Raw genomic sequence first — 21994 nt, 5'->3', positions numbered from 1 at the left:
ACGGAAATCGGAGCATGACCCAGACTGCGCCATATCCGAACGACCCACGCATCCATGTCGATGCTGACCATCTTTTGCGGCTGGGGCTCAAATCGCGGGCACTCAGCCTGCTACCTCGCCAACCTGCGCGCTCGATCCTGAATGGCCGTCACGCCTCGCGCTTACGCGGCCGCGGCCTGAATTTTGAGGAACTGCGCGACTACTTGCCCGGTGACGACATCCGAACCATCGATTGGAAGGTCACTGCGCGCACGGGAAAGCCCCATGTCAGGGTCTATACCGAGGAGCGTGATCGCCCTGCTCTTCTGCTGGTCGATCAGCGCATTTCGATGTTCTTCGGAACAAAAGTCTACATGAAATCCGTCATCGCTGCCGAATCTGCTGCGATTGCGGCGCATCGGATTCTTGGCCAAGGCGATCGTGTCGGAGGCCTCGTGTTTGGCGACACAGACGTTGCCGAACACAGACCACAGCGCCGCGCAGCAGCCCTTACCCGGTTTTTGTCCTCCATCGAAGCTGCCAATTCACACTTACATGCAGGTTTGAATCCACAGCCAACCGTGTCTCTGAACGATATACTTTCAGAAGCTGCGCGCATCACCCAGACCAGTGGATTGATCTGCCTGTTTTCGGACTGCGACGGGCTGGATGCCGGGTCGGAACCTTTGTTGCGCCGCATGGCTCTCTCAAACGATCTGATCGTGTTCAATATTGCGGATCCAACAGCGCAGGTCCTCGCACCGAACTTGAAAATGACGGTTTCCGACTGTGACGAGCAGATCGAAATCGACAGTTCCGACCCTGAACTATCAGCAAAAATCCGAAAATCCATGGAGGATCGGCTAGCGCAACTGCACATCTGGTCCCGACGATATGGTTTTCCGGTCATTTCTTTGACAACGGCGGAATCCGCGTTGGATCAGTTGCTGCGCTTGATTGGACATCGTGGGGGGCTGAGATGAGTGTCGATACCACAGGAAAATCCTTGGTTGATCTGTTGGACATGCTCGAACCCGCGCCGGAGCCTACGGTTATTTCGATGATGCCCCAGACATGGGGGTGGGTTGCGATCGCCGCCGTCCTGCTGAGTATCGCTGCTTTCGGCACAGTCATGATCCTTAGGCACAGGCGCATGAATGCCTACAGGCGGTACGCGCTGGCAGAGCTTGCGTCGCCCGATATCTCTGCCTCAAAGGTTGCCGAAATCCTTCGCCGCACTGCACTGGCCGCGTATCCGCGCGAACAAGTTGCGGGAATTTATGGTGAAGATTGGCTGAGGTTTCTATCTCAAACAATTGATAATAAATTATTTAACGACGAAACAGGGCGACTACTGACAAAAGCGCCGTATCAAGATACCCCACCAAACCCTGCCATCACGCAGCTTGCACAGCACTGGGTCAAATCCCACAAACCGTATCGGAGAAAGTGATGTTTTCGTTCACTGCTCCGTGGGTATTTCTGTTACTTCCATTACCGCTACTGGTCTATTTTCTTGCTCCGCCCCAGCGCAAAAAGGCCGCTTCCATACGCATTCCTTTCTTTCGCCGTATAGCAAAGGCGGCAGGTGTTGAGCCGAAATCGGGTTCGATGATCCCTTGTCGGTCCCAGCTTCAAACAACGAGCGTAGTGCTGATCTGGCTTCTATTGGTTCTGTCTCTGGCTCGTCCGGAACGATTGGGCGATCCCATAGTAATAGAAAAGTCAGCACGTGACGTCGTTCTTGCATTGGACATTTCGGGCTCAATGGATCAACGCGACTTCGAAACCGAGTCTGGTGCTCCGATGCAAAGGCTGGAGGCTGTCAAAGACGTCTTGAGAAAATTTATTTCCGAAAGAGATGGCGATAGAATTGCACTGATTATCTTTGGCACACGCGCCTTCATTCAAGCACCTTTTACGGAAGACCTGAATAGTTTGAATGGGTTCCTGGATCAAACTCAAGTTGGAATGGCAGGTCCGAATACCGCCTTGGGTGATGCGATCGGGCTCGGGATCAGAATGTTTGAATCCAGTGAGGTCGACCAACGTCTCATGATCGTCCTCAGCGACGGGGCCGATACTTCAAGCCGAATGACGCCGATAAATGCTTCGACAATCGCCGCTGAAAAAAATGTGGTCGTCTATACGATTGGCGTCGGAGATCCCAACGCGTCGGGAGAAGACCGCGTGGATCTGCAAACGCTGAAGGACATCGCCGATCGCACCGGAGGCGAATACTTCTTTGCCGACGACACCTCAGCTCTCGCACAGACCTACGAACGCATTGATCAGCTCAACCCCAGAACAGTGGAAACTCAAAGCTATCGTCCCACACAAAGCCTCACCCATATTCCGTTGGCATTTGCATTGATTGTCATTCTTATCAGCGCAATCGGGTTCCATTTCTCCCAGCGGCGTAAGGAGGTCATACGGTAATGGAGCTGTCTGATTTCCATTTTATTCGAGGCTATTACCTTCTGCTTCTCATCCCGATCGCCGCTTTGTGGTGGGTGATCAGGCCTAAATCCGCAATTGAGGCCAAGCCGCCCGCGGGGATAGCTCCACATCTGGCCGCTACTTTGCAGGTGGATAAGGACGAGACCCGCCACGTTCAGCCAATTGATGTCGCGATGATCATCGCGACACTTGTCGCCCTTGCGGCCTCAGGTCCTACTTGGTCGCGCGCATCCAATCCGCTGATCGCGGATACCGCCCCATTGGTGATCGCCCTCAAAGTCACGGACAGTATGAATACCGCTGACCTTGCGCCCTCGCGGTTGGAACGCGCAAAGTTCAAAATCGCCGATCTGATTAACGAACGTTCTGGCGCGCGCACCGCCCTGATAGCATATGCAGGAACGCCGCACCGTGTGGCCCCCTTGACCGAAGATGCCAACATCCTTCGCCCTCTGCTTGAGGGTCTAACGCCAGCGGTCATGCCAGTCGAAGGTGACGCCGCAACTGACGCCATCGTGTTGGCTCGATCCATACTGGAGGACAGCGAGAACCCGGGGGCTGTGCTGTTCGTATTGGACGACATCGATCCGTCTCAAGTGCCTGAAGTAAATACCTCAACTACCAATATTTTCTTTCTAACAATGTTGCCAGATAGTGGACGTATTCCACAGCTGGATAACATCCAGGGCGCATCGGTCGTTCCGTTCTCCGACGACAATCGAGACATTGATCGACTGCAACGCCAGATTCAATCAGCCTACACAGCTGCGCTGGATGAAGATGACCGCCTGGACTGGCAGGATAACGGCTGGATCCTGGCGTGGCCCGCCGCCTTGTTGTCGTTGCTATGGTTCAGAAAAGGCTGGGTGATCCGTTGGGCTTTGCTGGCGATATTCGTTCTGCCACCCTCCGGAGCGCGCGCCGATGGGTGGCGAGATTGGTTCCTCACTCCCGACCAGCAAGGACAGATTGCGATGAACCAAAAGCGCTTTGGCGATGCCGCGGAATTGTTTGAGGACCCCTATCACAAAGGTTATGCCTATCTAAGGGACGGGCAGTATCCGCAAGCGTCCACCATTTTTGCCGGGCTGGACACTCCGGAAGCGGCGTTTGCCGAAGGCATGGCCCGAATACGAAACCGAGAATATCGCCCAGCCATTCTGGCCTTCGAGACCGCTCTGGATCGGCGTCCGGGTTGGCCCGAAGCGCAGCACAATCTCGAGCTGTCCAAAGCTATCCTGGATTTTGTCGAAACGACCCGCGAACAGTCCGATACAGGCGAGGAAGCTGGCATCGGTGCGGATGACACAGTGTTCGACAATGACGCGGCGCGCGGTAGCGAAACTACGATTCAGGCGCCCAAGGACGGGCCACAGACGCTTTCAGCAGATCAGTGGATCAGTACGATTGATACCGATATGCAGGATTTCTTGCGCAACCGGTTTCTTCTGGAAAATCAGGAGCCAAAGGAATGAGATACGTTATTTTCTTCATTCTTCTTTTCGCTCGTCCCGTGTTCGCTCAGGGCAGCGAAGCGACTGCGCCTCAGGTCACAATCGAAGTCCCTGACGAGCCTGTCATTGTAGGTCAACCGACGATCGTCCGGATCAGGGTTTTGGTGCCGACCTACATGCCGCAACCTCCGGTGTTTCCTTCATTGGAACAACAAAACCTTTTGGTTCGACTGCCTGAGCGCGCTTCGGGACCGATTAGCGAGACAGTGAACGGAGCGACCTGGTCCGGCGTTCAGCGCAGCTATCGCCTATACCCTCTGGCAGCAGGTCCGGTTGCGTTTAACTCGCAAGAGATTGTCGTGACTTATGCCGATCCTCAGACCAACGACCCTGTTCAGGTTTCGTTGGCACTCCCGCCTGTGCAGCTCAGCGCCGAGGTGCCTGAAGGTGCCCGAGGACTTGATCCGTTGATCATCGCAACCGGGTTCTTGCTTGAACAGCAGGTGGACGGCCCGACCGATATGCAGGCCGGTGATGCCATCACACGCGAACTGATCGCGCGGATCACAGGCACCACACCACTGTTGATCCCCAAATTGACGCCGCCTGATCCCGCCTCCTTGCTGAGCGCATATCCCAAGGAGCCTCGCTTTACAGAAGCAGAAGATCGTGGAGTGCTGTCCGGAACACGCGTCGAAGAGACAGTATATATCGCGCAGGAGGGTGGCGAGACCCAATTACCCGCTGTGTCAATCAACTGGTTCAATTTGCAGACCAACAAAGTCGAAACGACCTCGATCCCTGCAACCGAGCTGATTCTGGCGCCGCCAAAGTGGCAGCCTCCCGACACGGAAACCCTTGTTAGAGCAGCACTTTGGATCGCGTTTATTGTTTCGGCTTCATGGCTTGCGGTACGATTTATTCGCCCACGCTATCGGGTCTGGAACGATGCGCGGCAGCGTAGATATCTTGCCTCGGGAAAATACGCCACTGACGCCTTGAAATCTGCGTTGCAGGCGCAGGATTTAGCCGCTGCTTATGGGGCTTTGGAGCTTTGGAAAAAGCGCAGCGATCGACCCGATCACGCATTACCGCTCGAACGCAGCCTGACTACGATTGGAGCCGCGCGGTATTCCGGCGGGAACCAGAAACCCTCTGAAGATTGGGCTTCGGCAATGCAATGCCTGAAAGACTTAGACCGTACCGCACGACCCGAGCGCGGAGCGTTGTCACCGCTCAATCCCTAGGAGTCAACTTTGACAGTTCGCGATCAATTTGCGCCTGTCAATCAAACGTAGTCGACCATATCCCAACTCAACCAAGCCCAAATCCGCCAAGCGGTGAAGGCTGCGACGCAATGTCGGTTGTGACACTGCAACCATCGCCGCAAGCTCGTCCTGAGACACAATGATCCAGCCATTGGATTTCGACGTGCCCTCGTCCAGATGCAGCAAACGCAGAACTAGACGTTTTTCCGAACCCGTGACCGCCAAGTTCGCCATAATCCGCAGGGCCGTTTTCATGTTTTCCCGCGTCAATGCATAGAAATCGCGGACATATTCAGGATATTCTTGAACCAGCCGCTCTATACGAGAGCTAGGAAAGAATAACGTACGAGTCTTCTGAGTGCTCACGACGCTGACCAGTCGCTGCGCCTCAGCAAAAAGTGCAAGGTCCCCAATCCAGAAGCCTATGCCATCCCGATGAAGCACGAATTCCTGCCCATCATCGGCTGGTGCCGTGATCTGTACAGATCCATCAAGTACCGCGTGGATACCATTTGCCGGGTCGCCATGGTGATAGAGGGTTTCGCCAGGGTCGAAGGTTCTGGCAACTGCACAGGTCAAAAGGTCGTTTTGGAACTTTGCATCACGCGTGCCAAACCAGTCGGTTTGGGTCAGAGTTCTCATATCGTCATCATTATCAAACATTAGCATCTTTCAAAATGATCATATGATAGGTTTTCGACACGTTTCATCGCTTAAGCTAGTTCCGTTCGATTCCCGGACCATTACATATTTTTTCTGTCGGTAATCAACAGCTTGCGCACGGCTTCAAAGTTCAGACTAGTCGCTGCCTCTAAAACTCAATTGGTCGGGCCATTAAAGCTCGCTTAGTCAGGAGCACCCTATGTCACCTCCACAAATGATTGCAGATAGCTGGCGCAACACGATGCGCAAGTTCGCAGTTGCGACCTTTTCCGTCGCGCTCGCCCTGCCCGCCTGGGCGCAGGATCAGAAGCCCAATATTCTGGTGATATGGGGCGATGATATCGGTCAGTCGAACATTTCGGCCTATACCATGGGTCTGATGGGGTATCAAACACCCAACATCGACCGCGTGGCCAATGAAGGCATGATCTTTACCGATTACTATGGTGAACAATCCTGCACCGCCGGTCGGTCGTCCTATATCATGGGACAGTCCGTGTTCCGGACCGGTCTATCCAAGGTTGGTCTTCCCGGTGCTGATCTTGGTATGCAGGTCGAAGACCCGACCATCGCGGGTTTGTTGAAAGACCACGGATATGTCACTGGTCAGTTTGGCAAAAACCACCTTGGCGACAAGGATGAGCACCTTCCGACAAACCACGGATTTGATGAATTTTTTGGCAACCTCTACCACCTGAACGCTGAAGAAGAGCCAGAAAACGAGGACTATCCGGGTGACCGGATACTGTCCGATGGCCGTACCTTCCGCGAGGCGTATGGTCCGCGCGGCGTCATCAAATCCAAGTCCGATGGCACCATCGAAGACACGGGCCCTTTGACCCGCAAGCGCATGGAAACTGTGGATGACGAAACCGTGGCCGCGGCGATCGATTTCATCCAGCGGGCACATGAGCAAGGCCAGCCCTTCTATGTCTGGTGGAACGGCACGCGAATGCATTTCCGCACCCATGTCAAAGACGAGATGCGCGCAAAGGCCAATGAAATTTCGGGCCGCGTTGCGGATGAATATACTGCGGGCATGATCGAACACGACATGCATGTGGGGCAATTGCTGGATCTGCTGGACGAGCTTGGCATCGCCGACAACACGATCGTCCATTATTCCACAGATAACGGACCACACATGAACACCTGGCCCGATGCGGCAGCGACGCCATTCTGGGGTGAAAAGAACACCAATTGGGAAGGTGGATGGCGCGTTCCATCCATGGTGCGCTGGCCGGGTCAGATCGAAGCCGGATCTGTGACCAATGAAATCGTTCATCACATGGACTGGCTGCCCACTTACCTTGCGGTTGCCGGTGATCCCGACATCAAGGAAAAGCTAAAGGCCGGTTACAGTTCCTCAGGCATGGGGCGCGAGTACAAGGTGCATCTGGATGGCTATAACATGCTGCCTCTGCTGACCGGTGAAAGCACTGAGAGCCCGCGCAAAGAGATCTTCTATTTCTCGGATGATGGCGACCTCACGGCGCTGCGCTTCGAAGATTGGAAACTGATCTTCCTTGAGCAGAAAGCATGGGCAACCCTGCGCGCCTGGATCGAGCCATGGACCGAGCTGCGCATCCCTCTGATCGTCAATCTGCGACGCGACCCGTATGAACGGGCCTATCGGACCTCTAACACCTACTATGACTGGCTGCTGGACCGGGCCTATTTCCTCGTGCCGGCCCAACAATATGTTGGCGCTTTCCTAGGCACGTTTGAGGAGTTCCCTCCCCGCCAGAAAGCTGCCAGCTTCAACCTGGATCAGGTCATGGAGAAGCTGACAACGCCGACCAACAACTAGGTTCGGCAGTTCTGCATCATTGGTCGCCCTGTAAAGGGCGGCCTTTTAGCATTGTAAACCGATGAGATTCTCATGCGACACGTTGTTCTAGGCGCCTTATTGGCCTTCACGCCACTGCCTCTGCTTGCGGACCCTTTACCCAGTTGGAATTCGACGGGTGCGAAAGAGGCAATCGTCGAATTTGTTAATGCGGTTACTGATCCGGAAGGGCCGGACTATGTGACCCCGGCAGATCGGATTGCCGTCTTCGACAATGACGGCACGCTTTGGGCAGAACAGCCGGTATATTTTCAGTTCATCTTCGCGATGGATCGGCTGGCTGAACTGGCTAAACAAGATCCCGGCATTCTCTCGACCCCTATCCTGAAAGCAGCTGCCGAAGGTGATCTCGAGACCGTTTTTGAAGGCGGACATGACGCTTTGATTGAGGTGATCAACGCCACCCATTCCGGCGAAAGCGTCGAAGAGTTTCAGGCCACCGTCGCCACGTGGCTGAACACCGCGCGTCATCGCGACACCGATCTACCTTACAACCAAATGACCTATCAACCGATGGTCGAACTGCTGCGCTATCTGCGCGATGAAGGGTTCACAACCTATATCGTCTCGGGCGGTGGGCTGCATTTCATGCGCGTCTTTGCAGAAGAGGCCTATGGTATCCCCCCGGATCAGGTCCTGGGCACCTACGGAGAGACTGTCTATGACACGTCGGGGGATGCTCCGATGATCATCAAGGCCCCTGGGATTGCCTTTGTCGACGACAAGGAGGGCAAGCCAATCAACATCGAACGGACCATCGGCAAACGTCCCGTTCTGGCCGGGGGCAACTCGGACGGGGATTTCGCCATGCTGGAATGGACAACGGCCGGCGACGGGCCGCGTCTGGGCGTTTTGATCCATCATACCGACCCTAATCGGGAATGGGCCTATGATCGTGAAAGCCCGATCGGGCGGCTGGTCGACGGGCTGGATAAGGGGCCGGATATGGGCTGGGTCATAGTTGATATGGCCAAGGACTGGTCGCGCGTCTACACTGGGACAAACTGAACAATCCCGGACTGTTAGACGCCGATGTGGACCTTGCTCGTTTCGATTTCTGTATTCGCGCTTTACTGTGCGGCAGTGGTCTTTTCGGTGCGGGCAGCCCAAACCGCGCGTACCCCACAAGGTGCAGTCGGCTGGGTGGTGTTCCTGTTGTCAGCACCAGTCTTTGGTGTTCCGCTCTATCTGTTTCTCGGCCACCACCGATTTCGTGGCTATCGCATCGCCCGTCAGGAAAGCGAGCGCGTAGTCGAGGGAATCAAGACCTTCGCCGATTTCTCGAAACCCGACCCGGAAACCTTGCGGATCAATCCGCGACCGTTCGAGGCCCTTGCCCACCTACCCGTTTCGCGCGGCAATGGTGCCGAGCTATTGATCGATGGACAAGTCACCTTTGATGCCATCCTGGACGAGATTGACAAGGCCAGAAACTATGTGCTGATCCAGTTCTACATCGTGCGTGACGATGACCTTGGTCGGCAGGTTCAAGAGCGTCTGATCGCTGCCGTCAAACGTGGCGTGCATGTGCGTTTCATGACCGATGCGGTCGGCAGCTATGGTTTGCCTACCAGCTACCTCGAAACCCTGCGTGAAGGTGGGGTTGATGTTGCGGATCCCCGCGAACAACGCGGCCCGAATTTCCGGTTCCAGCTGAACTATCGCAACCATCGCAAGACGGTGATCATCGATGGTGAAACCGGATTCATCGGGGGCCATAACATCGGGGTGGAGTATCTTGGACAAAGCCCTCGGTTCGGGCGTTGGCGCGATACGCATATCCGAATGACCGGCCATGTCGTCCGGCAGCTGCAATTGATCTTCACTGAAGACTGGCACTGGGCTCGGGATGAAGACTTGATCGACGAGCTCGACTGGGCTGGCAGCGAATCCGATCAGGATATGAACGCTCTGCTTGTGGCGACCGGCCCGGGCGACGAGACGGAAACCGGTTCGATGATGTTCTTTGCCGCCATCACCGAAGCAAAAGAGCGCCTTTGGATCGCCTCACCTTATTTCGTGCCGGACATCGACATCATGACCGCCCTGCAACATGCCGCGCTGCGCGGTGTTGATGTGCGCATTCTGGTACCCGACGTAATCGATCACCGCCTGCCTTGGCTGGCCGCCTTTGCCTATTTCGACGAAATCCGTGACTGCGGCGCGCGGGTGTTCCGCTATACCGACGGGTTCATGCATCAGAAGGCTTTTGTCGTCGACGATACCTTGGCGGCGGTTGGCACCACCAATCTGGACAACCGCTCTTTCCGGCTGAATTTCGAGGCGATGGCCCTGTTCTTTGACCCGCGCGCAGCGAATGCGGTGGCACAGATGCTCGAGACCGATTTCGAATCGAGCTACGAGCTGACCCAAAATCTACTGCAACAACCAGTGCATATACGCTTTGGCGCACCGCTCGCGCGGCTCTTTGCGCCGATCCTCTAGCTCAGGAACCGTTCTTCGAACACGCGAGTCATCAGGGCGACAAGGAAAGCGGTGGACAGGCCAAATGCCAGCAGCCCCGTAACCGAAGCGAACGCCCCGAATATCCGCAACCCTTCACCCAACACGATGTCGCCGTAACCCAGCGTCGTGAACGTCACCAGCGAAAAATACAGCGCCGAGTTCCAGTCCGGCAACACATCCCCCAGCACCCAGACAATCGCCCAGATCCAGACCTGCACGGTATGGGTCAAAACGATAAACAAAAGCGCCACCGTGATCGGTCCCGCAGTCGCTATGATCGTATTTCGTGTCTCCCACCAGTCCACCAGCCTGCGGATGACGATGACACAGACGGTCAGAAGGATAATCTCGATCAGAAAGCAAATACCCAGATAGAGGCTGCCCCAAAGGATTTGCTGTGACAAAGTCATGAAACGGCCTCGGACCTCTGCGCTGACGTTGTTTGCAGCATGGGGCTTTCTGTGTCGGTGAACAACCCTGAGGCCTGCGGCGAATAGAACCGAATTCCGCTCTGGACACTGCCGGGTTGCGTTGCACATTGTGACCAAACCAGATGAGGCCACGCATGCTGCTGTCGATTGATCACGTCCGGAAATCTTATGCCGGAGGACGACCCGTTCTGAACGATGTCTCGCTGAGTCTGGAACAAGGTCAAACACTGGCGCTAACCGGCGAAAGTGGCAGTGGCAAGAGCACCCTTCTGCATCTGGTCGCGGCGCTGGATGGGTTTGACGGCGGAGAGATCACTCTGGACGGTCAACCGCTGTCGCCGCTGAATGACACTGACCGCGCTGCATTGCGTCGCAACAGCCTGTCGCTGGTGTTTCAGCAGTTTAACCTGATCCCATCGCTGACAGTCACGCAAAATCTCTCGATTCATGCACGCCTGGCGGGGCGAGGCGACACCAAGTGGATCGAGCATCTGAGCGAACGGCTCGGGTTGTCCGAGCTGCAGGATCGATACCCCGAAAGCCTCTCGGGCGGCCAGCAGCAGCGCGTTGCTATCGGACGCGCCATGGCAACGCGGCCCAAACTGCTGCTTGCGGATGAGCCCACCGGCAATCTGGACGAAACGGCCAGTGCCGTCGTGCTGGACCTGATGCTGTCTCTGGTGGCCGATACGGGTGCAGCGTTGCTGCTTGTCACTCATTCGAACGAGATTGCCGCACGGCTCGATCGACGCGCGCATCTGGCGGGTGGTCGCATTACATGATTGGTCCTGCCGTTCAGTCTCTGTTGTCTCACTGGCGCGCGCATCCGCTGCAGCTGGTGACGTTGCTGACGGGGATTGCTCTGGCCACCTGTCTCTGGTCCGCCGTTCAGGCCATCAACGCCGAAGCGCGTGCCAGCTATGCACGCGCCAATGCTCAGCTTGCCATTGGGCAGTTCGATGAGCTTCAGAATCCCGGTGGCACCATTACCTTGCAGCAATATGCAGAACTCAGGCGCGTTGGCTGGCAGGTTGCGGCGGTTCTCGAAGGCACCCTGCGCGTGGCAGAGCGTCGCCTGCGCCTGATGGGTGTCGACATGGTGGCCTACCCTGCCTTGCCCGCTGTTACAGAAGTCAATGAAAGCACCACCCCCCCTGATCCCTCCGATGTTCTGACCGCGCCGGGGCGTTTGATTATGGCTCCCGACCTTGTCCCCCTGTTCGAGGTGACGGAGACTTTTCCGCCTGTGATTGAGACCACCGCCCTGCCCCCGGATCTCATCCTTACCGATATCGGCGTGGCCGAACGTCTGCTGGGGCGTCCGGGGCAAATCTCGCGACTGGTGATCCTGCCCCAGCAGCCCCGCGCGGTATCGCCCTTGTCTGAGGTCGCACCTGAATTGCAACGCATCAGCGCGTCGGCGCAAATGGACACCGCGCAACTGACCGACAGTTTCCACCTGAACCTGACGGCCTTTGGTCTGCTTTCATTCGCAGTCGGCCTATTCATTGTCCACGGCACGGTCGGACTGGCCTTTGCCCAAAGACGCGGCATGATCCGTACCCTGCGCGCGCTGGGGCTGCCACTGAAACAACTGGTGATCATCGTGCTGGGCGAATTGCTGTTCATCGCCCTGATCGGAGGCATCCTGGGCCTCATCCTGGGCTTCTTCCTGGCAGGCGCACTGCTGCCCGACGTTGCCGCCACATTGCGCGGGCTCTACGGCGCACCGGTCGACGGGCAAATGTCCCTGCGCCCGCAATGGATCGCTGCGGGGCTTGCCATGGCAATCGGCGGCACCCTTGTCGCCAGCGGCCATGCCCTGTGGCGGCTGTCGCGCATGCCGATCCTTGCAGGCCCCGGTTTGCAAGCGTGGCGCAGTCAGGGATCCACGCGCCTCAGCGGAGCCTTGGGGCTTGGATTGATCGCCGCTGGGATCATCATCTTTTTCGCAGCCGATGGTTTGCTATCAGGTTTCGCACTGCTGGCCGGAGTGTTGACAGGTGCCGCCCTGACCCTGCCCGCACTGCTATCCGCAATCCTCTCTTACTTTGCACGTCAGGCAAAAGGCCCGCTAGCGCAATGGGTTTGGGCCGACATGCGCGCGCAGTTGCCGGGCCTGTCACTCGCGCTGATGGCACTACTTCTGGCGCTCGCCGCGAACATCGGCGTGGGCACGATGGTCTCGAGTTTTCGGCTCACCTTTATCGGCTGGCTCGACCAGCGCCTGACATCCGAGCTCTACGTGACTGCACAAGACGAAGCTCAGGCCGCGCAGATAGCGGAATGGCTGGACCAGCAAGTCGCGGCAATCTTACCCATTCGCAGCACCGAACTGCCGCATGAGACAGGTCCATTGTTTCTGTATGGCATCGTCGATGATGATACCTATCGCCAGAATTGGCCGCTGATCGCCCAAGCAACCGATGTATGGGATAACGTCCTGCTACGCGGTGATGTGTTGATCAATGAACAACTCGCCCGCCGCGCCGATCTCTGGCCCGGCGATACGCTGTCGCTCTCGCCGGAACATGAACTGAGCATCGCTGGCGTGTATTCCGACTATGGTAACCCCACCGGACAGGCGATCGTTGCGATGCCCATTCTCGATCAGATCGCCCCCGGCACGGCCGACCGACGCTTTGGTATCCGTATCGCGCCCGACCGCGCAACCGATCTGGCCCAAACCCTGCGGCAGCGGTTCGATCTGCCAGCTCGCGCAGTTGTCCACCAGGCAGCAATGAAAGCCCAATCACTGGCGATATTCGAAAAAACCTTCGTCGTGACCTCGGCCCTGAACATCTTGACGCTCGGGGTCGCGGGCTTTGCGATCCTGACGAGCCTGCTGACGCTGTGGACACAACGCCTGCCGCAGGTCGCTCCGGTTTGGTCTTTAGGGCTCACACGCGCACAGCTGGCACGGCTGGAGCTTCTGCGCAGCGTGCTACTGACCGCCCTGACCGCCTGTCTGGCGCTACCGCTTGGGGTGGTGCTTGCCTGGGTTCTGTTGACAGTGATCAACGTCCAGGCCTTTGGCTGGAAGCTCCCGATGCACCTCTTCCCCGGCGACTGGATTGGACTGTTTCTGCTAACCTTGATCGCCGCGACCCTCGCGGCGGCATTGCCCGCTTGGCGGCTGCTCCGCCTGCCCCCTGCCGCCCTGCTGAGAGTTTTCGCAAATGAACGTTAAAGTCCTCGTTCTCTTCCTCCTGCTCCCGGTTACGGCCTGGGCGCAAGGCTATGCCGGGCTAGGTGGCAGCGCCGATGGATTCGATCGCCCAGCCGCTGGATACAGTTTCCAGTTCCCCCGCGATCATGGCCCGCACTCAACCTACCGGATCGAGTGGTGGTATCTGACCGCAAATCTAACCGGAGAGGACGGGCGCGACTATGGCATCCAATGGACCTTGTTTCGCTCGGCGCTGAAACCATCGGAAGCCGACGGATGGCAAAGCCCTCAAATCTGGATGGGCCACGCCGCGGTCACGACGCCTGATGCGCACTATTTCACCGAACGCCTGTCGCGCGGGGGCGTTGGTCAGGCAGGTGTCATCGCAAATCCGTTCGAAGCCTGGATCGACGAATGGCACATGCGCGGAGACATCGAGGGTTCGATGGACCTGACCGCCAACGGCAATGATTTCGGCTATGATCTAAGTCTTCAAGCGCAGGGTCCGCTGGTGTTCCACGGAGAAGACGGATACTCTATTAAATCCGCCGACGGGCAAGCCAGCTTCTATTACTCGCAACCTTTCTACAGCGTCGCGGGCACCCTACATCTGCCGGACCGTGATATCTCTGTGACCGGTCAGGGCTGGCTGGACCGCGAGTGGTCCTCGCAACCGCTGGCCGAAGATCAGAGCGGCTGGGATTGGTTCTCGCTCAGCTTCAACGGCGGAGACAAACTGATGGCTTTCCGCCTGCGCGGTGCGCGCGGCGATTTCACCGCCGCGACATGGATCAACGCGGATGGCCAGACGCAGGCGCTGCCAGATGGGTCGGTCAAATTCACAGCCCTCGGGACCAGTCCGGTCGCGCAGCGCGACATTCCGACCAGATGGCGCGTTCAGGTGCCGGATCGTGAGCTTGATGTTGAAGTAGCCGCCCTGACCCCCCGATCCTGGATGGGTACAAGCTTCGAGTATTGGGAAGGCCCGATAACCATTTCAGGCAGCCACAGCGGGCGCGGTTATCTTGAAATGACCGGGTATTAGGGATTTGTCACCGAACCCGCCAACGATATCGGCAGAAAGATTGCTTGCCAGGTTCAGATCTTCTGGTTGAACGTCGATATGTGCGGCTCAGTTTCGCATCAGAAAACCAGGTGTTTCGCCTGACAGGTTTTCTGAAGAGCAGCCCAGAACCCTATTTTTTAAGCGTATATTGCTCTGAAATGATTGATGTGGTGCCCAAGGAGAGACTCGAACTCTCACGCCCGTGAAGGCGGGGGATTTTGAATCCCCTGCGTCTACCATTCCGCCACTTGGGCCACGTCACTTGGATTAGCCTTCAACTGACGGAAGGTCCAGAGGCAAAAAACAACCATTGGCACGTTTGTTTAAGTGACAGAGGTTGACCCCTCTTCAGGTGCATGCTTTGGCTTGGCCCAACAATTGCCGGGATACTTGTACTTTATGTTGCGATCACTTTATGACTGGACCATTCGTCTGGCCGAGCATCCTCACGCGCTTTGGGCGCTGGCGGTTGTCGCTTTTGTAGAAAGCTCGTTTTTTCCCATCCCGCCGGATGTTTTGATGATTCCCATGATCCTGGCACGCCCGTCTCGGGCATGGTTGATTGCCTCGGTCGCGCTGGTGGCTTCCGTTCTCGGGGGAATTCTGGGTTACGCAATCGGTGCCTTCTTCTATGAAAGCCTCGGCCAACCTGTGCTGGAGGCTGTGGGTAAGGCCCATGCCATGGAAGAGTTCAACACCCGCTTCAACGATTTTGGCTTCTGGGCCGTGCTCACCGCCGGAGTTACGCCGTTCCCTTACAAAGTGATCACGATCATGTCGGGTTGGACCGGGATGCCGTTGGGAACCTTCATCGCAACATCGATACTCGCGCGGGCACTGCGATTCTTCGTCGTGGCTGGTCTGCTCTGGGGCTTCGGCGAACCGATCAGAGACTTCATCGAAAAACGACTTGGGCTGGTATTTACGCTATTCATCGTGTTGCTGGTCGGAGGTTTCTTCCTGGTACGTTACCTATGACACGGAAATCACTGATTTTACTGGCCACCACAGGGTCGGCCGCCTTGTTACTGGGTGCTTGGGCGTTTCAGTACATAGGCGGACTGGCTCCGTGCAAAATGTGTATATGGCAGCGTTATCCGCATGGAGTGGCTGTGATTCTGGGTGTGCTGGCCTTTGCGTTTCCGGGCATCCGTCCTCTGCCCTTGCTAGGTGCGCTCGCCGCCGCAACAACCGCCGGGATCGGTTTGTTCCATGCAGGCGTTGAGCAAGGCTGGTGGGAGGGCCCTTCGACGTGCACCTCTGGCCCAATCGGTGGGCTGAGCGCCGAGGAATTGCTGGATCAGATCATGTCTGCCCCACTGGTACGCTGCGACGACATCCCGTGGGAGATGCTCGGAATTTCCATGGCTGGTTGGAACGGGCTTCTCTCAAGCGCGCTTGCATTGATCTGGATTGCTGCCTGGCGAGCGCGCTAGGCGATTATTGCTGATCCAGCTCCGCATCCCAATAGAGGAAATCGATCCAACTGTCGTGAAGGTGGTTTGGCGGGAATTTACGGCCAATATTACGAAGGGCCTCAGCATCAGGTTGACGCGGCGGTTTGTTCAGAGACATCCTGGCTTGCCGCAGCGATTTCGACCCTTTGCGCAGGTTACACGGGCTGCAGGCAGCAACCACGTTCTGCCAGCTGGTAACACCACCCGCCGCACGCGGAACGACGTGATCGAAAGTAAGCTCTCCGCGGCTGCCACAGTATTGGCACTTGAATTCATCCCGCAGAAATAAATTAAAGCGCGTGAAGGCCACGCGCTTTCTGGGTTTTACATAATCTTTCAAAACAACGACCGAGGGTATTCGGATCTCGGTACTTGGGCTTCGGACCACTTCGTCGTATTCGGCAACTATGTCCACGCGGTCCAGCCATGCCGCTTTGATGGCCTCCTGCCAGGGCCAGAGAGACAGCGGATAATAGGAAAGCGGGCGATAATCGGCGTTCAGAACCAATGCCGGATGATGCCTCAGCGCACCGGGTTCCCTGACAAATTCGGTCCTGAAGTCTCCGTCCATATCAGAATCGCTCCTCGCTCTGTACTGCCCGTTTGTGACATCAGAGCGGGGAACACCCGCCCCGGCCTAAAGTTAACTATATATCGTGTTAAATCTCTGACAAGTGCCGAGTTCACACAACATCTCGGGTACTGGTTAGGACGAATCCGTAACAGATAAGTGACACTTATCCACAGGTTGCGCAGATGTGGCCCGGACGCTATGGCGGTGGCATGTCCTGGTTCATCCGCTTCAACAAACCTTTCGATATGTTGCCGCAGTTCACCGACCGCGCCAACGCCGACTCGCCCCGCGCCACACTGTCGGACTTCATCGATCTGCCCGGCGTATATCCTGCCGGGCGGCTGGACCGAGATAGTGAGGGCTTGATGCTGCTGACCGATAACGGGCGGCTGCAGGCACAGATATCCGATCCCAAGCACAAGATGGCCAAAACCTATTGGGTACAGGTCGAAGGCCTACCCGACGCAGCCGCACTTAAGGCGCTGCGTGATGGCGTTGAGCTTAAGGATGGTCTGACGCGTCCCGCCAAGGCGCGTTTAATTGATGAGCCTTCAGACCTCTGGCCGCGCACCCCGCCGATCCGTGTCCGTCAGACAGTACCGGATAGTTGGATCGAACTGACGATCCGTGAAGGTCGCAATCGTCAGGTTCGCCGCATGACGGCAGCTGTAGGCCATCCGACCTTGCGCCTGATCCGCGCCCGGATCGGAGACTGGTCCTTGGACGGCCTTGAGCCCGGCCAGTGGGAGAGCCTGCCGATGCCAGAGATAAGCGCCGCACCATCGCGCAAACGGGACAGACGTCCGCGCCGATGACAGGGACTGCCCCTAAATGCTAGACTGGCTTCATGAAAGTAACGCCCGACATACCCGCCCCGTCAGCGATACTAGAAGCAGCTCTTTACGTGGATGATCTGGACGCGGCCGAGCGGTTCTATGGTGAGCTGCTTGGGCTTTCGAAGATTCAGCGGGTATCCGACAGGCACGTTTTCTATCGAATCGGCAGCTCGGTCCTGCTGATTTTCAATGCGGACAAGACCGAAGAGCCACCGCTGAACCCCGATCTGCCTGTCCCACCTCACGGCGCGCGCGGACCCGGCCATGTATGTCTGGTTCTGACCCGACCTGAGATCGAAGTGATGCGAAAGCACCTGCTTGACTGGAACGTACCGGTGGACGCCGAGTTCGACTGGCCCAGTGGCGCGCACTCGCTTTATGTGCGCGATCCTTCAGGTAATTCAGTTGAGTTTACCGAGGCACATCTGTGGGATTAACCTAGATCGAGACGTTTGGATATCCGATCCACCGGAGTCCCGTCACGAAGTAGCACGCCATATTTTACCGAGAAATCGTGAAAACCCATCTTTTCATAGTAATTCAGACCCAGAGTGTTATCGGCCCGTACGGTCGCGTTGATGCTGTTGAAACCCAGAGCACGGGCCAATTTCTCAGTTTCCGCAAACAAGGCACGCCCTGCCCCTTTCAACACTGGCTCTCGACGGGTAAACGTCGCTATATCGGCACAATCATCCGGCAGGCTTTCGTGGATCCCGAGCCATTGGAAGCCAGCCACCTGACCTTTGATATCCAGCGCGACATGGCAGCAAAGCTTGTCAGACCCTTTGAGATAGCTTTGGACAAATAGTGTTTCAGAGAATGGAAATTCAAACGCTGTCGTTCCGCCGATCTCGATGATCTGATTGAGGATGCTGCAGGCGTCTGCCACATCCTCTCTCATCATGGGGCGGATGACGATCATCTTACAGACTCAGCTTGTCGCGCATGAAGGCCAGCGCGACGCTCAGGCCATCCGGCGCGATGCCGTGGCCGGTGCCCTTCATCACATGGGCATAAATCTCTTTGAACCCGGCTGTTTGCAACGCCTCGGCGGCCTCGGGCAGTGATTGCGGCGGCACCACATCATCGGCGTCACCATGGACCAGCAGAATTGGCATGCGGCTCAAGGTTTCGTCCGGCAGCAAGTCTGGTTCCAGCAAACGGCCCGAGAAGGCGACGATCCCGGCCACCGGGTCTTCACGGCGCGGGGCGACATGCAGGCTCATCATGGTGCCTTGGCTGAAGCCAAACAGAACGACTTGCTCTGGCAGGACATCTTCATCCACCATCAGCGCGTCAAGAAATGCGTTGAAATCCTCAACCGCCATTTCCATGCCACGCCGCGCCTCTTCTTCGGACGAGCCATCAATCCACGGGATCGGAAACCATTGAAAGCCGTTCGGCATGCCTGGGATTTGTTCCGGCGCATCGGGCGCCACGAACAGCGTATCCGGCAAATGCTCACCCAGAGGATCAGCCAGCCCCAGCAGATCAGCACCGTTCGCGCCATAGCCATGCACAAACACCACGACCGAGCGTGTATCCCCCGAAACCGGCTCTTTCCGGAGCGCATTCAAAACCCGTGTCATCTGATCCCTTCTCTGTCTTTTGCGACCCGGTAATAGGCCCACAGCACCCGTGCCGCAACTGATCGCCACGGCGACCACGCTTCGGCCATCTGGCGCAACTCTTTGTCTTTTGGTCTTTCTGGTAAGTCGTAGAGGATGCGCGCGGCCTCTTGCAGGGCCAAGTCACCCGGTGCAATCACATCGGCACGGCCCAGCGAGAACATGGCGTAAATCTCAGCGGTCCAGACACCGATCCCCGGTACCTCGGTCAGAATTGCGACCACTTCGTCATCCGGTGCATCGCGAAGCGCTTTGTAATTGATCCGCGCCTCGGCCAACGCGCGGGCATAGCGGATTTTCTGACGGCTGAGACCCACCGCTCTCAGGTCGTCATCCGTTGCCCGCATGATCTTGCGCGGGCCGGTCAATTTGGCGACCTGCAATCGCTTCCAGATTGCATTTGCCGAGGCTACGCTGACCTGCTGACTGACAATCGCACTGAGAAGCTGCGCAAACCCGTCCGGCTTACGCCGCAATGGCAGAGGGCCTGTTTGCGCCATCGCATAAGCCATCCTCGGGCAAGCCCCGGCCAGCCATTCGGCCCCTTCATTTACGCAGTCCGGTGTTTCGATGATGCGTCCGACGGACATGCGCTCTCCGATAAATGATCCTTGTCCGCACGTTAGGCTGATGTGCCGCATATGCAACCCGCTTGTGCCGAGTCTCAATCGTAGATAACCATTCGCTCATGACAATGATCGCTGCCACCCCCAACGACAGTCAGGCCAAACGCAACGTCGCCGTTTTGGTGGCGGCGCAGGCGATATTGGGTGCGCAGATGCCGATGATGTTCATCGTCGGAGGGCTTGCCGGTCAATCGCTGGCCAGCAACGCCTGCCTTGCAACGCTGCCGATTTCACTGATCGTACTGGGTTCGATGCTGGCCGCCACACCGATCTCGGCCATCATGCAGCGCTGGGGGCGCCGCGCCGGGTTTCTTGTGGGATCGACCGCGGGTGCTACAGGCGGGGTTATCGGCGCCTATGGCCTTTACCTCGGCTCGTTCCCGATCTTCCTGATCGGTAGCTTTCTGACCGGCATCTACATGAGCGCGCATGGCTTCTATCGCTTTGCCGCCGCCGATACCGCGTCCGACGCATTCCGGCCCAAGGCGATTTCTTACGTCATGGCCGGAGGGCTCGCAGCTGCTATCATCGGCCCGCAGATCGTTAAGCTGACCTCGCAGGCCTATGTGATCCCGTTTTTGGGCACCTATCTGGCCGTGATCGCGATCAATGTGGTTGGCTCTGCCCTGTTCTTCTTCCTCGACATCCCCACGCCGCCGAAACCTACCGAGGATGAACCCAAAGGCCGCACACGATTAGAGCTGCTCAGAACTCCGCGCATCGCTGTGGCCATCATTTGCGCCATGGTCTCTTACGCGCTGATGAACCTTGTGATGACGTCCACACCTCTGGCCGTTGTCGGATGCGGATATACCGAGGGCGATGCAGCCGATATCGTGACCAGCCACGTGCTGGCGATGTATATTCCCAGCTTTTTCACCGGCCATCTGATCGCGCGGTTTGGGGTCGAAAAGATCGTGGCCCTCGGTCTGGCCATCCTCGGCGGCGCAGGCATTGTCGCCCTGCAAGGTGTTGATCTTGGTAACTTCTTCGCCGCTCTGATCCTGCTGGGCGTCGGCTGGAACTTTGGCTTCATCGGCGCCACCAGCATGCTGGCCGACTCGCACGAAGTACACGAACGCGGACGGATGCAGGGCCTGAACGACCTGCTGGTCTTTGGCGGCGTGACTTTCGCCTCGCTTGCGTCTGGCGGGTTAATGAACTGCTCGGGCGGTTCAGCGGTCGAAGGCTGGACGGCGGTCAACCTCGCCATGATCCCGCTGCTGACCCTTGCGGGCGGCGCGCTGTTGTGGCTGGTCCTGAGACCATCAGACCCCCAAACTGCCTGATCCTACCAGCGTCCGGTTGCTGCTGTCTTCATCAGGGAAAACCGGCGGCGGATTTCACCCTGCGCCAACGCGCCCGAAGCCACGCTCCCGGGCTGGGTCAGAGCCTTCTGCAGTACCCATTCCGTCTGCCAGCCTGCATAGAGCGCAGGCCGCGCCTGGGCCGAGACCTCATTGCGCACAGAACGCGCCCGTGCCAATCGGTCCAGCGCCTTTTGCGCTAGCGCCCGAACGCCGTCATGTGTACCATCGAGCAAGGGAATGCGACCGCGCGCTTCAAGTTCGGGAATGGCGCGCAGCCAATTTGCAATCCCCGTCGCATAGCCAAAGTCGCGCAGCACAGTTTCGTCTGCCGAGCCCAAAGCCTGCGCGGATACAACCATCAGAGTCCCGGCGCTATGGTTTATGTAGGCATCAAAATGATCTTCATCCTCAAACGGATCACGATAAACATCCCAACGCCTTACAGCCACATACTCATCCAGCTGCGCCGCGAGATGCGGAGAGAGTACACGCGACAACGGCGTAACAACCTCATGCCGACGCACGATGGGGCCTTCAGCAATTTCCTGCAACGCATCGCGCCACCATTGCAGGCGCATTTCGGCGATCATGCTTTCCTGCGTCACCCAGGGCGCGCGAGCCACCTCGACATTCAGCGCATAGATCGGAAACAGAACCGCCCGCGCTGCGACCGGCGCCGCCATCGCCGCCATGAACCGGTCCGGATCAGCGCGGTGCACCAGCGCCGCGCAGGCCTTGATGTCGTCGTCGAATTCCAC

Annotated in this window: 23 protein-coding genes and 1 tRNA gene; 16 read left to right on the top strand and 8 right to left on the bottom strand. The window is 57.4% G+C overall.

Translation table 11 applies throughout. The features are described 5' to 3' along the window. Positions 1–14: 14 nt before the first annotated feature. Genes ACR0AZ_RS04730 through ACR0AZ_RS04710 form a run of 5 tightly spaced genes read left to right on the top strand, consistent with a single transcriptional unit; the run spans position 15 to position 5140 of the window. Positions 15–962, top strand: coding sequence for a DUF58 domain-containing protein (locus ACR0AZ_RS04730; RefSeq protein ID WP_480666883.1), 948 nt, complete (start codon positions 15–17; stop codon positions 960–962). Further along, positions 959–1432: a DUF4381 domain-containing protein gene (locus ACR0AZ_RS04725; protein ID WP_480666882.1), complete on the top strand. Its 474-nt coding sequence runs from the start codon at positions 959–961 to the stop codon at positions 1430–1432. Before ACR0AZ_RS04730 ends, ACR0AZ_RS04725 begins: the two co-directional genes overlap by 4 nt. Next, complete coding sequence (locus ACR0AZ_RS04720) at positions 1432–2418, top strand: VWA domain-containing protein (RefSeq protein ID WP_480666881.1); 987 nt, start codon at positions 1432–1434, stop codon at positions 2416–2418. The genes ACR0AZ_RS04725 and ACR0AZ_RS04720 overlap by 1 nt, the downstream gene beginning before the upstream one ends. After that, positions 2418–3914, top strand: a complete 1497-nt coding sequence (locus tag ACR0AZ_RS04715) for a VWA domain-containing protein (protein WP_480666879.1) — start codon at positions 2418–2420, stop codon at positions 3912–3914. The genes ACR0AZ_RS04720 and ACR0AZ_RS04715 overlap by 1 nt, the downstream gene beginning before the upstream one ends. Beyond that, the gene (locus ACR0AZ_RS04710) at positions 3911–5140 is read left to right on the top strand and encodes a hypothetical protein (RefSeq protein WP_480666878.1); all 1230 of its coding nucleotides are present in this window, start codon (positions 3911–3913) and stop codon (positions 5138–5140) included. Before ACR0AZ_RS04715 ends, ACR0AZ_RS04710 begins: the two co-directional genes overlap by 4 nt. Before the next feature lie 3 nt (positions 5141–5143). Here ACR0AZ_RS04710 and ACR0AZ_RS04705 read toward each other — a convergent pair whose 3' ends face one another. Beyond that, on the bottom strand, positions 5144–5824 hold the full coding sequence (locus ACR0AZ_RS04705; RefSeq protein WP_480666876.1) for a Crp/Fnr family transcriptional regulator: 681 nt from the start codon (positions 5822–5824) through the stop codon (positions 5144–5146). 241 nt (positions 5825–6065) lie between these two features. On the opposite strand from ACR0AZ_RS04705, the gene ACR0AZ_RS04700 reads away from it, so the two are divergent. From ACR0AZ_RS04700 to cls, 3 genes are all read left to right on the top strand, one after another. Continuing rightward, positions 6066–7634, top strand: coding sequence for an arylsulfatase (locus tag ACR0AZ_RS04700; RefSeq protein ID WP_480658558.1), 1569 nt, complete (start codon positions 6066–6068; stop codon positions 7632–7634). A gap of 72 nt (positions 7635–7706) precedes the next feature. Next, positions 7707–8681, top strand: coding sequence for an HAD family hydrolase (locus tag ACR0AZ_RS04695; RefSeq protein WP_480666875.1), 975 nt, complete (start codon positions 7707–7709; stop codon positions 8679–8681). A 24-nt stretch (positions 8682–8705) separates the two neighbouring features. Beyond that, on the top strand, positions 8706–10118 hold the full coding sequence (cls, locus tag ACR0AZ_RS04690; RefSeq protein WP_480657605.1) for a cardiolipin synthase: 1413 nt from the start codon (positions 8706–8708) through the stop codon (positions 10116–10118). On the opposite strand, the gene ACR0AZ_RS04685 is transcribed toward cls, so the two are convergent. Continuing rightward, a complete protein-coding gene (locus ACR0AZ_RS04685) occupies positions 10115–10549 on the bottom strand; it encodes an ion channel (protein ID WP_480469732.1) in 435 nt (144 codons plus the stop codon). The two genes, cls and ACR0AZ_RS04685, sit on opposite strands and share 4 nt — an antisense overlap. Positions 10550–10704: 155 nt before the next feature. Here ACR0AZ_RS04685 and ACR0AZ_RS04680 point away from each other — a divergent pair, with 155 nt between their 5' ends. The 3 genes from ACR0AZ_RS04680 to ACR0AZ_RS04670 are packed head-to-tail and all read left to right on the top strand — an operon-like array spanning position 10705 to position 14784. Next, on the top strand, positions 10705–11352 hold the full coding sequence (locus tag ACR0AZ_RS04680; RefSeq protein WP_480666874.1) for an ABC transporter ATP-binding protein: 648 nt from the start codon (positions 10705–10707) through the stop codon (positions 11350–11352). Further along, positions 11349–13760, top strand: a complete 2412-nt coding sequence (locus ACR0AZ_RS04675; protein WP_480469730.1) for an ABC transporter permease — start codon at positions 11349–11351, stop codon at positions 13758–13760. Before ACR0AZ_RS04680 ends, ACR0AZ_RS04675 begins: the two co-directional genes overlap by 4 nt. Further along, positions 13750–14784, top strand: coding sequence for a lipocalin-like domain-containing protein (locus ACR0AZ_RS04670; RefSeq protein WP_480666873.1), 1035 nt, complete (start codon positions 13750–13752; stop codon positions 14782–14784). Before ACR0AZ_RS04675 ends, ACR0AZ_RS04670 begins: the two co-directional genes overlap by 11 nt. Positions 14785–14973: 189 nt before the next feature. Here the strand turns inward: ACR0AZ_RS04670 and ACR0AZ_RS04665 are convergent. Further along, positions 14974–15059 (bottom strand) — tRNA-Leu (locus ACR0AZ_RS04665). 145 nt (positions 15060–15204) lie between these two features. Between ACR0AZ_RS04665 and ACR0AZ_RS04660 the strand changes: the two genes are divergently transcribed. Further along, positions 15205–15783 (top strand): YqaA family protein, encoded by a 579-nt coding sequence (locus tag ACR0AZ_RS04660; RefSeq protein ID WP_480666872.1) that lies wholly within the window; start codon positions 15205–15207, stop codon positions 15781–15783. Continuing rightward, the gene (locus tag ACR0AZ_RS04655; RefSeq protein WP_480469727.1) at positions 15780–16241 is read left to right on the top strand and encodes a disulfide bond formation protein B; all 462 of its coding nucleotides are present in this window, start codon (positions 15780–15782) and stop codon (positions 16239–16241) included. Before ACR0AZ_RS04660 ends, ACR0AZ_RS04655 begins: the two co-directional genes overlap by 4 nt. Before the next feature lie 4 nt (positions 16242–16245). Here the strand turns inward: ACR0AZ_RS04655 and ACR0AZ_RS04650 are convergent, their stop codons facing one another. Beyond that, on the bottom strand, positions 16246–16833 hold the full coding sequence (locus ACR0AZ_RS04650) for an HNH endonuclease (RefSeq protein WP_480469726.1): 588 nt from the start codon (positions 16831–16833) through the stop codon (positions 16246–16248). Between the two features lie 212 nt (positions 16834–17045). Here ACR0AZ_RS04650 and ACR0AZ_RS04645 point away from each other — a divergent pair, with 212 nt between their 5' ends. Next, positions 17046–17651 (top strand): rRNA large subunit pseudouridine synthase E, encoded by a 606-nt coding sequence (locus ACR0AZ_RS04645; protein ID WP_480667138.1) that lies wholly within the window; start codon positions 17046–17048, stop codon positions 17649–17651. A 32-nt stretch (positions 17652–17683) separates the two neighbouring features. Continuing rightward, positions 17684–18109: a VOC family protein gene (locus ACR0AZ_RS04640; protein ID WP_480666870.1), complete on the top strand. Its 426-nt coding sequence runs from the start codon at positions 17684–17686 to the stop codon at positions 18107–18109. Here ACR0AZ_RS04640 and ACR0AZ_RS04635 read toward each other — a convergent pair. Genes ACR0AZ_RS04635 through ACR0AZ_RS04625 form a run of 3 tightly spaced genes read right to left on the bottom strand, consistent with a single transcriptional unit; the run spans position 18106 to position 19890 of the window. Then, positions 18106–18594 carry an N-acetyltransferase family protein gene (locus ACR0AZ_RS04635; RefSeq protein WP_480666869.1) on the bottom strand — a complete coding sequence of 163 codons (489 nt, stop codon included), beginning with the start codon at positions 18592–18594 and terminating at the stop codon, positions 18106–18108. The two genes, ACR0AZ_RS04640 and ACR0AZ_RS04635, sit on opposite strands and share 4 nt — an antisense overlap. 1 nt (position 18595) lies before the next feature. Continuing rightward, positions 18596–19261, bottom strand: a complete 666-nt coding sequence (locus ACR0AZ_RS04630; protein WP_480666868.1) for an alpha/beta hydrolase — start codon at positions 19259–19261, stop codon at positions 18596–18598. Beyond that, positions 19258–19890, bottom strand: coding sequence for a DNA-3-methyladenine glycosylase family protein (locus ACR0AZ_RS04625; protein WP_480469722.1), 633 nt, complete (start codon positions 19888–19890; stop codon positions 19258–19260). Before ACR0AZ_RS04625 ends, ACR0AZ_RS04630 begins: the two co-directional genes overlap by 4 nt. A 98-nt stretch (positions 19891–19988) precedes the next feature. Between ACR0AZ_RS04625 and ACR0AZ_RS04620 the strand changes: the two genes are divergently transcribed. Further along, complete coding sequence (locus ACR0AZ_RS04620) at positions 19989–21215, top strand: MFS transporter (RefSeq protein WP_480469721.1); 1227 nt, start codon at positions 19989–19991, stop codon at positions 21213–21215. A 2-nt stretch (positions 21216–21217) separates the two neighbouring features. On the opposite strand, the gene ACR0AZ_RS04615 is transcribed toward ACR0AZ_RS04620, so the two are convergent. Next, positions 21218–21994, bottom strand: coding sequence for a squalene/phytoene synthase family protein (locus ACR0AZ_RS04615; RefSeq protein WP_480469720.1), 777 nt, complete (start codon positions 21992–21994; stop codon positions 21218–21220).

The sequence above is a fragment of the Ruegeria sp. BE3 genome, assembly GCF_056538865.1.
This window is presented reverse-complemented; position numbering and strand designations above follow the sequence as displayed.

Bases quoted from the DNA above. Each gene is read 5' to 3' on its own strand.
- ACR0AZ_RS04730 (WP_480666883.1), top strand. From the start codon at position 15: ATGACCCAGACTGCGCCATATCCGAACGACCCACGCATCCATGTCGAT.
- ACR0AZ_RS04725 (WP_480666882.1), top strand. From the start codon at position 959: ATGAGTGTCGATACCACAGGAAAATCCTTGGTTGATCTGTTGGACATG.
- ACR0AZ_RS04720 (WP_480666881.1), top strand. From the start codon at position 1,432: ATGTTTTCGTTCACTGCTCCGTGGGTATTTCTGTTACTTCCATTACCG.
- ACR0AZ_RS04715 (WP_480666879.1), top strand. From the start codon at position 2,418: ATGGAGCTGTCTGATTTCCATTTTATTCGAGGCTATTACCTTCTGCTT.
- ACR0AZ_RS04710 (WP_480666878.1), top strand. From the start codon at position 3,911: ATGAGATACGTTATTTTCTTCATTCTTCTTTTCGCTCGTCCCGTGTTC.
- ACR0AZ_RS04705 (WP_480666876.1), bottom strand. From the start codon at position 5,824: ATGTTTGATAATGATGACGATATGAGAACTCTGACCCAAACCGACTGG.
- ACR0AZ_RS04700 (WP_480658558.1), top strand. From the start codon at position 6,066: ATGCGCAAGTTCGCAGTTGCGACCTTTTCCGTCGCGCTCGCCCTGCCC.
- ACR0AZ_RS04695 (WP_480666875.1), top strand. From the start codon at position 7,707: ATGCGACACGTTGTTCTAGGCGCCTTATTGGCCTTCACGCCACTGCCT.
- cls (WP_480657605.1), top strand. From the start codon at position 8,706: ATGTGGACCTTGCTCGTTTCGATTTCTGTATTCGCGCTTTACTGTGCG.
- ACR0AZ_RS04685 (WP_480469732.1), bottom strand. From the start codon at position 10,549: ATGACTTTGTCACAGCAAATCCTTTGGGGCAGCCTCTATCTGGGTATT.
- ACR0AZ_RS04680 (WP_480666874.1), top strand. From the start codon at position 10,705: ATGCTGCTGTCGATTGATCACGTCCGGAAATCTTATGCCGGAGGACGA.
- ACR0AZ_RS04675 (WP_480469730.1), top strand. From the start codon at position 11,349: ATGATTGGTCCTGCCGTTCAGTCTCTGTTGTCTCACTGGCGCGCGCAT.
- ACR0AZ_RS04670 (WP_480666873.1), top strand. From the start codon at position 13,750: ATGAACGTTAAAGTCCTCGTTCTCTTCCTCCTGCTCCCGGTTACGGCC.
- ACR0AZ_RS04660 (WP_480666872.1), top strand. From the start codon at position 15,205: ATGTTGCGATCACTTTATGACTGGACCATTCGTCTGGCCGAGCATCCT.
- ACR0AZ_RS04655 (WP_480469727.1), top strand. From the start codon at position 15,780: ATGACACGGAAATCACTGATTTTACTGGCCACCACAGGGTCGGCCGCC.
- ACR0AZ_RS04650 (WP_480469726.1), bottom strand. From the start codon at position 16,833: ATGGACGGAGACTTCAGGACCGAATTTGTCAGGGAACCCGGTGCGCTG.
- ACR0AZ_RS04645 (WP_480667138.1), top strand. From the start codon at position 17,046: ATGTCCTGGTTCATCCGCTTCAACAAACCTTTCGATATGTTGCCGCAG.
- ACR0AZ_RS04640 (WP_480666870.1), top strand. From the start codon at position 17,684: ATGAAAGTAACGCCCGACATACCCGCCCCGTCAGCGATACTAGAAGCA.
- ACR0AZ_RS04635 (WP_480666869.1), bottom strand. From the start codon at position 18,594: ATGATCGTCATCCGCCCCATGATGAGAGAGGATGTGGCAGACGCCTGC.
- ACR0AZ_RS04630 (WP_480666868.1), bottom strand. From the start codon at position 19,261: ATGACACGGGTTTTGAATGCGCTCCGGAAAGAGCCGGTTTCGGGGGAT.
- ACR0AZ_RS04625 (WP_480469722.1), bottom strand. From the start codon at position 19,890: ATGTCCGTCGGACGCATCATCGAAACACCGGACTGCGTAAATGAAGGG.
- ACR0AZ_RS04620 (WP_480469721.1), top strand. From the start codon at position 19,989: ATGACAATGATCGCTGCCACCCCCAACGACAGTCAGGCCAAACGCAAC.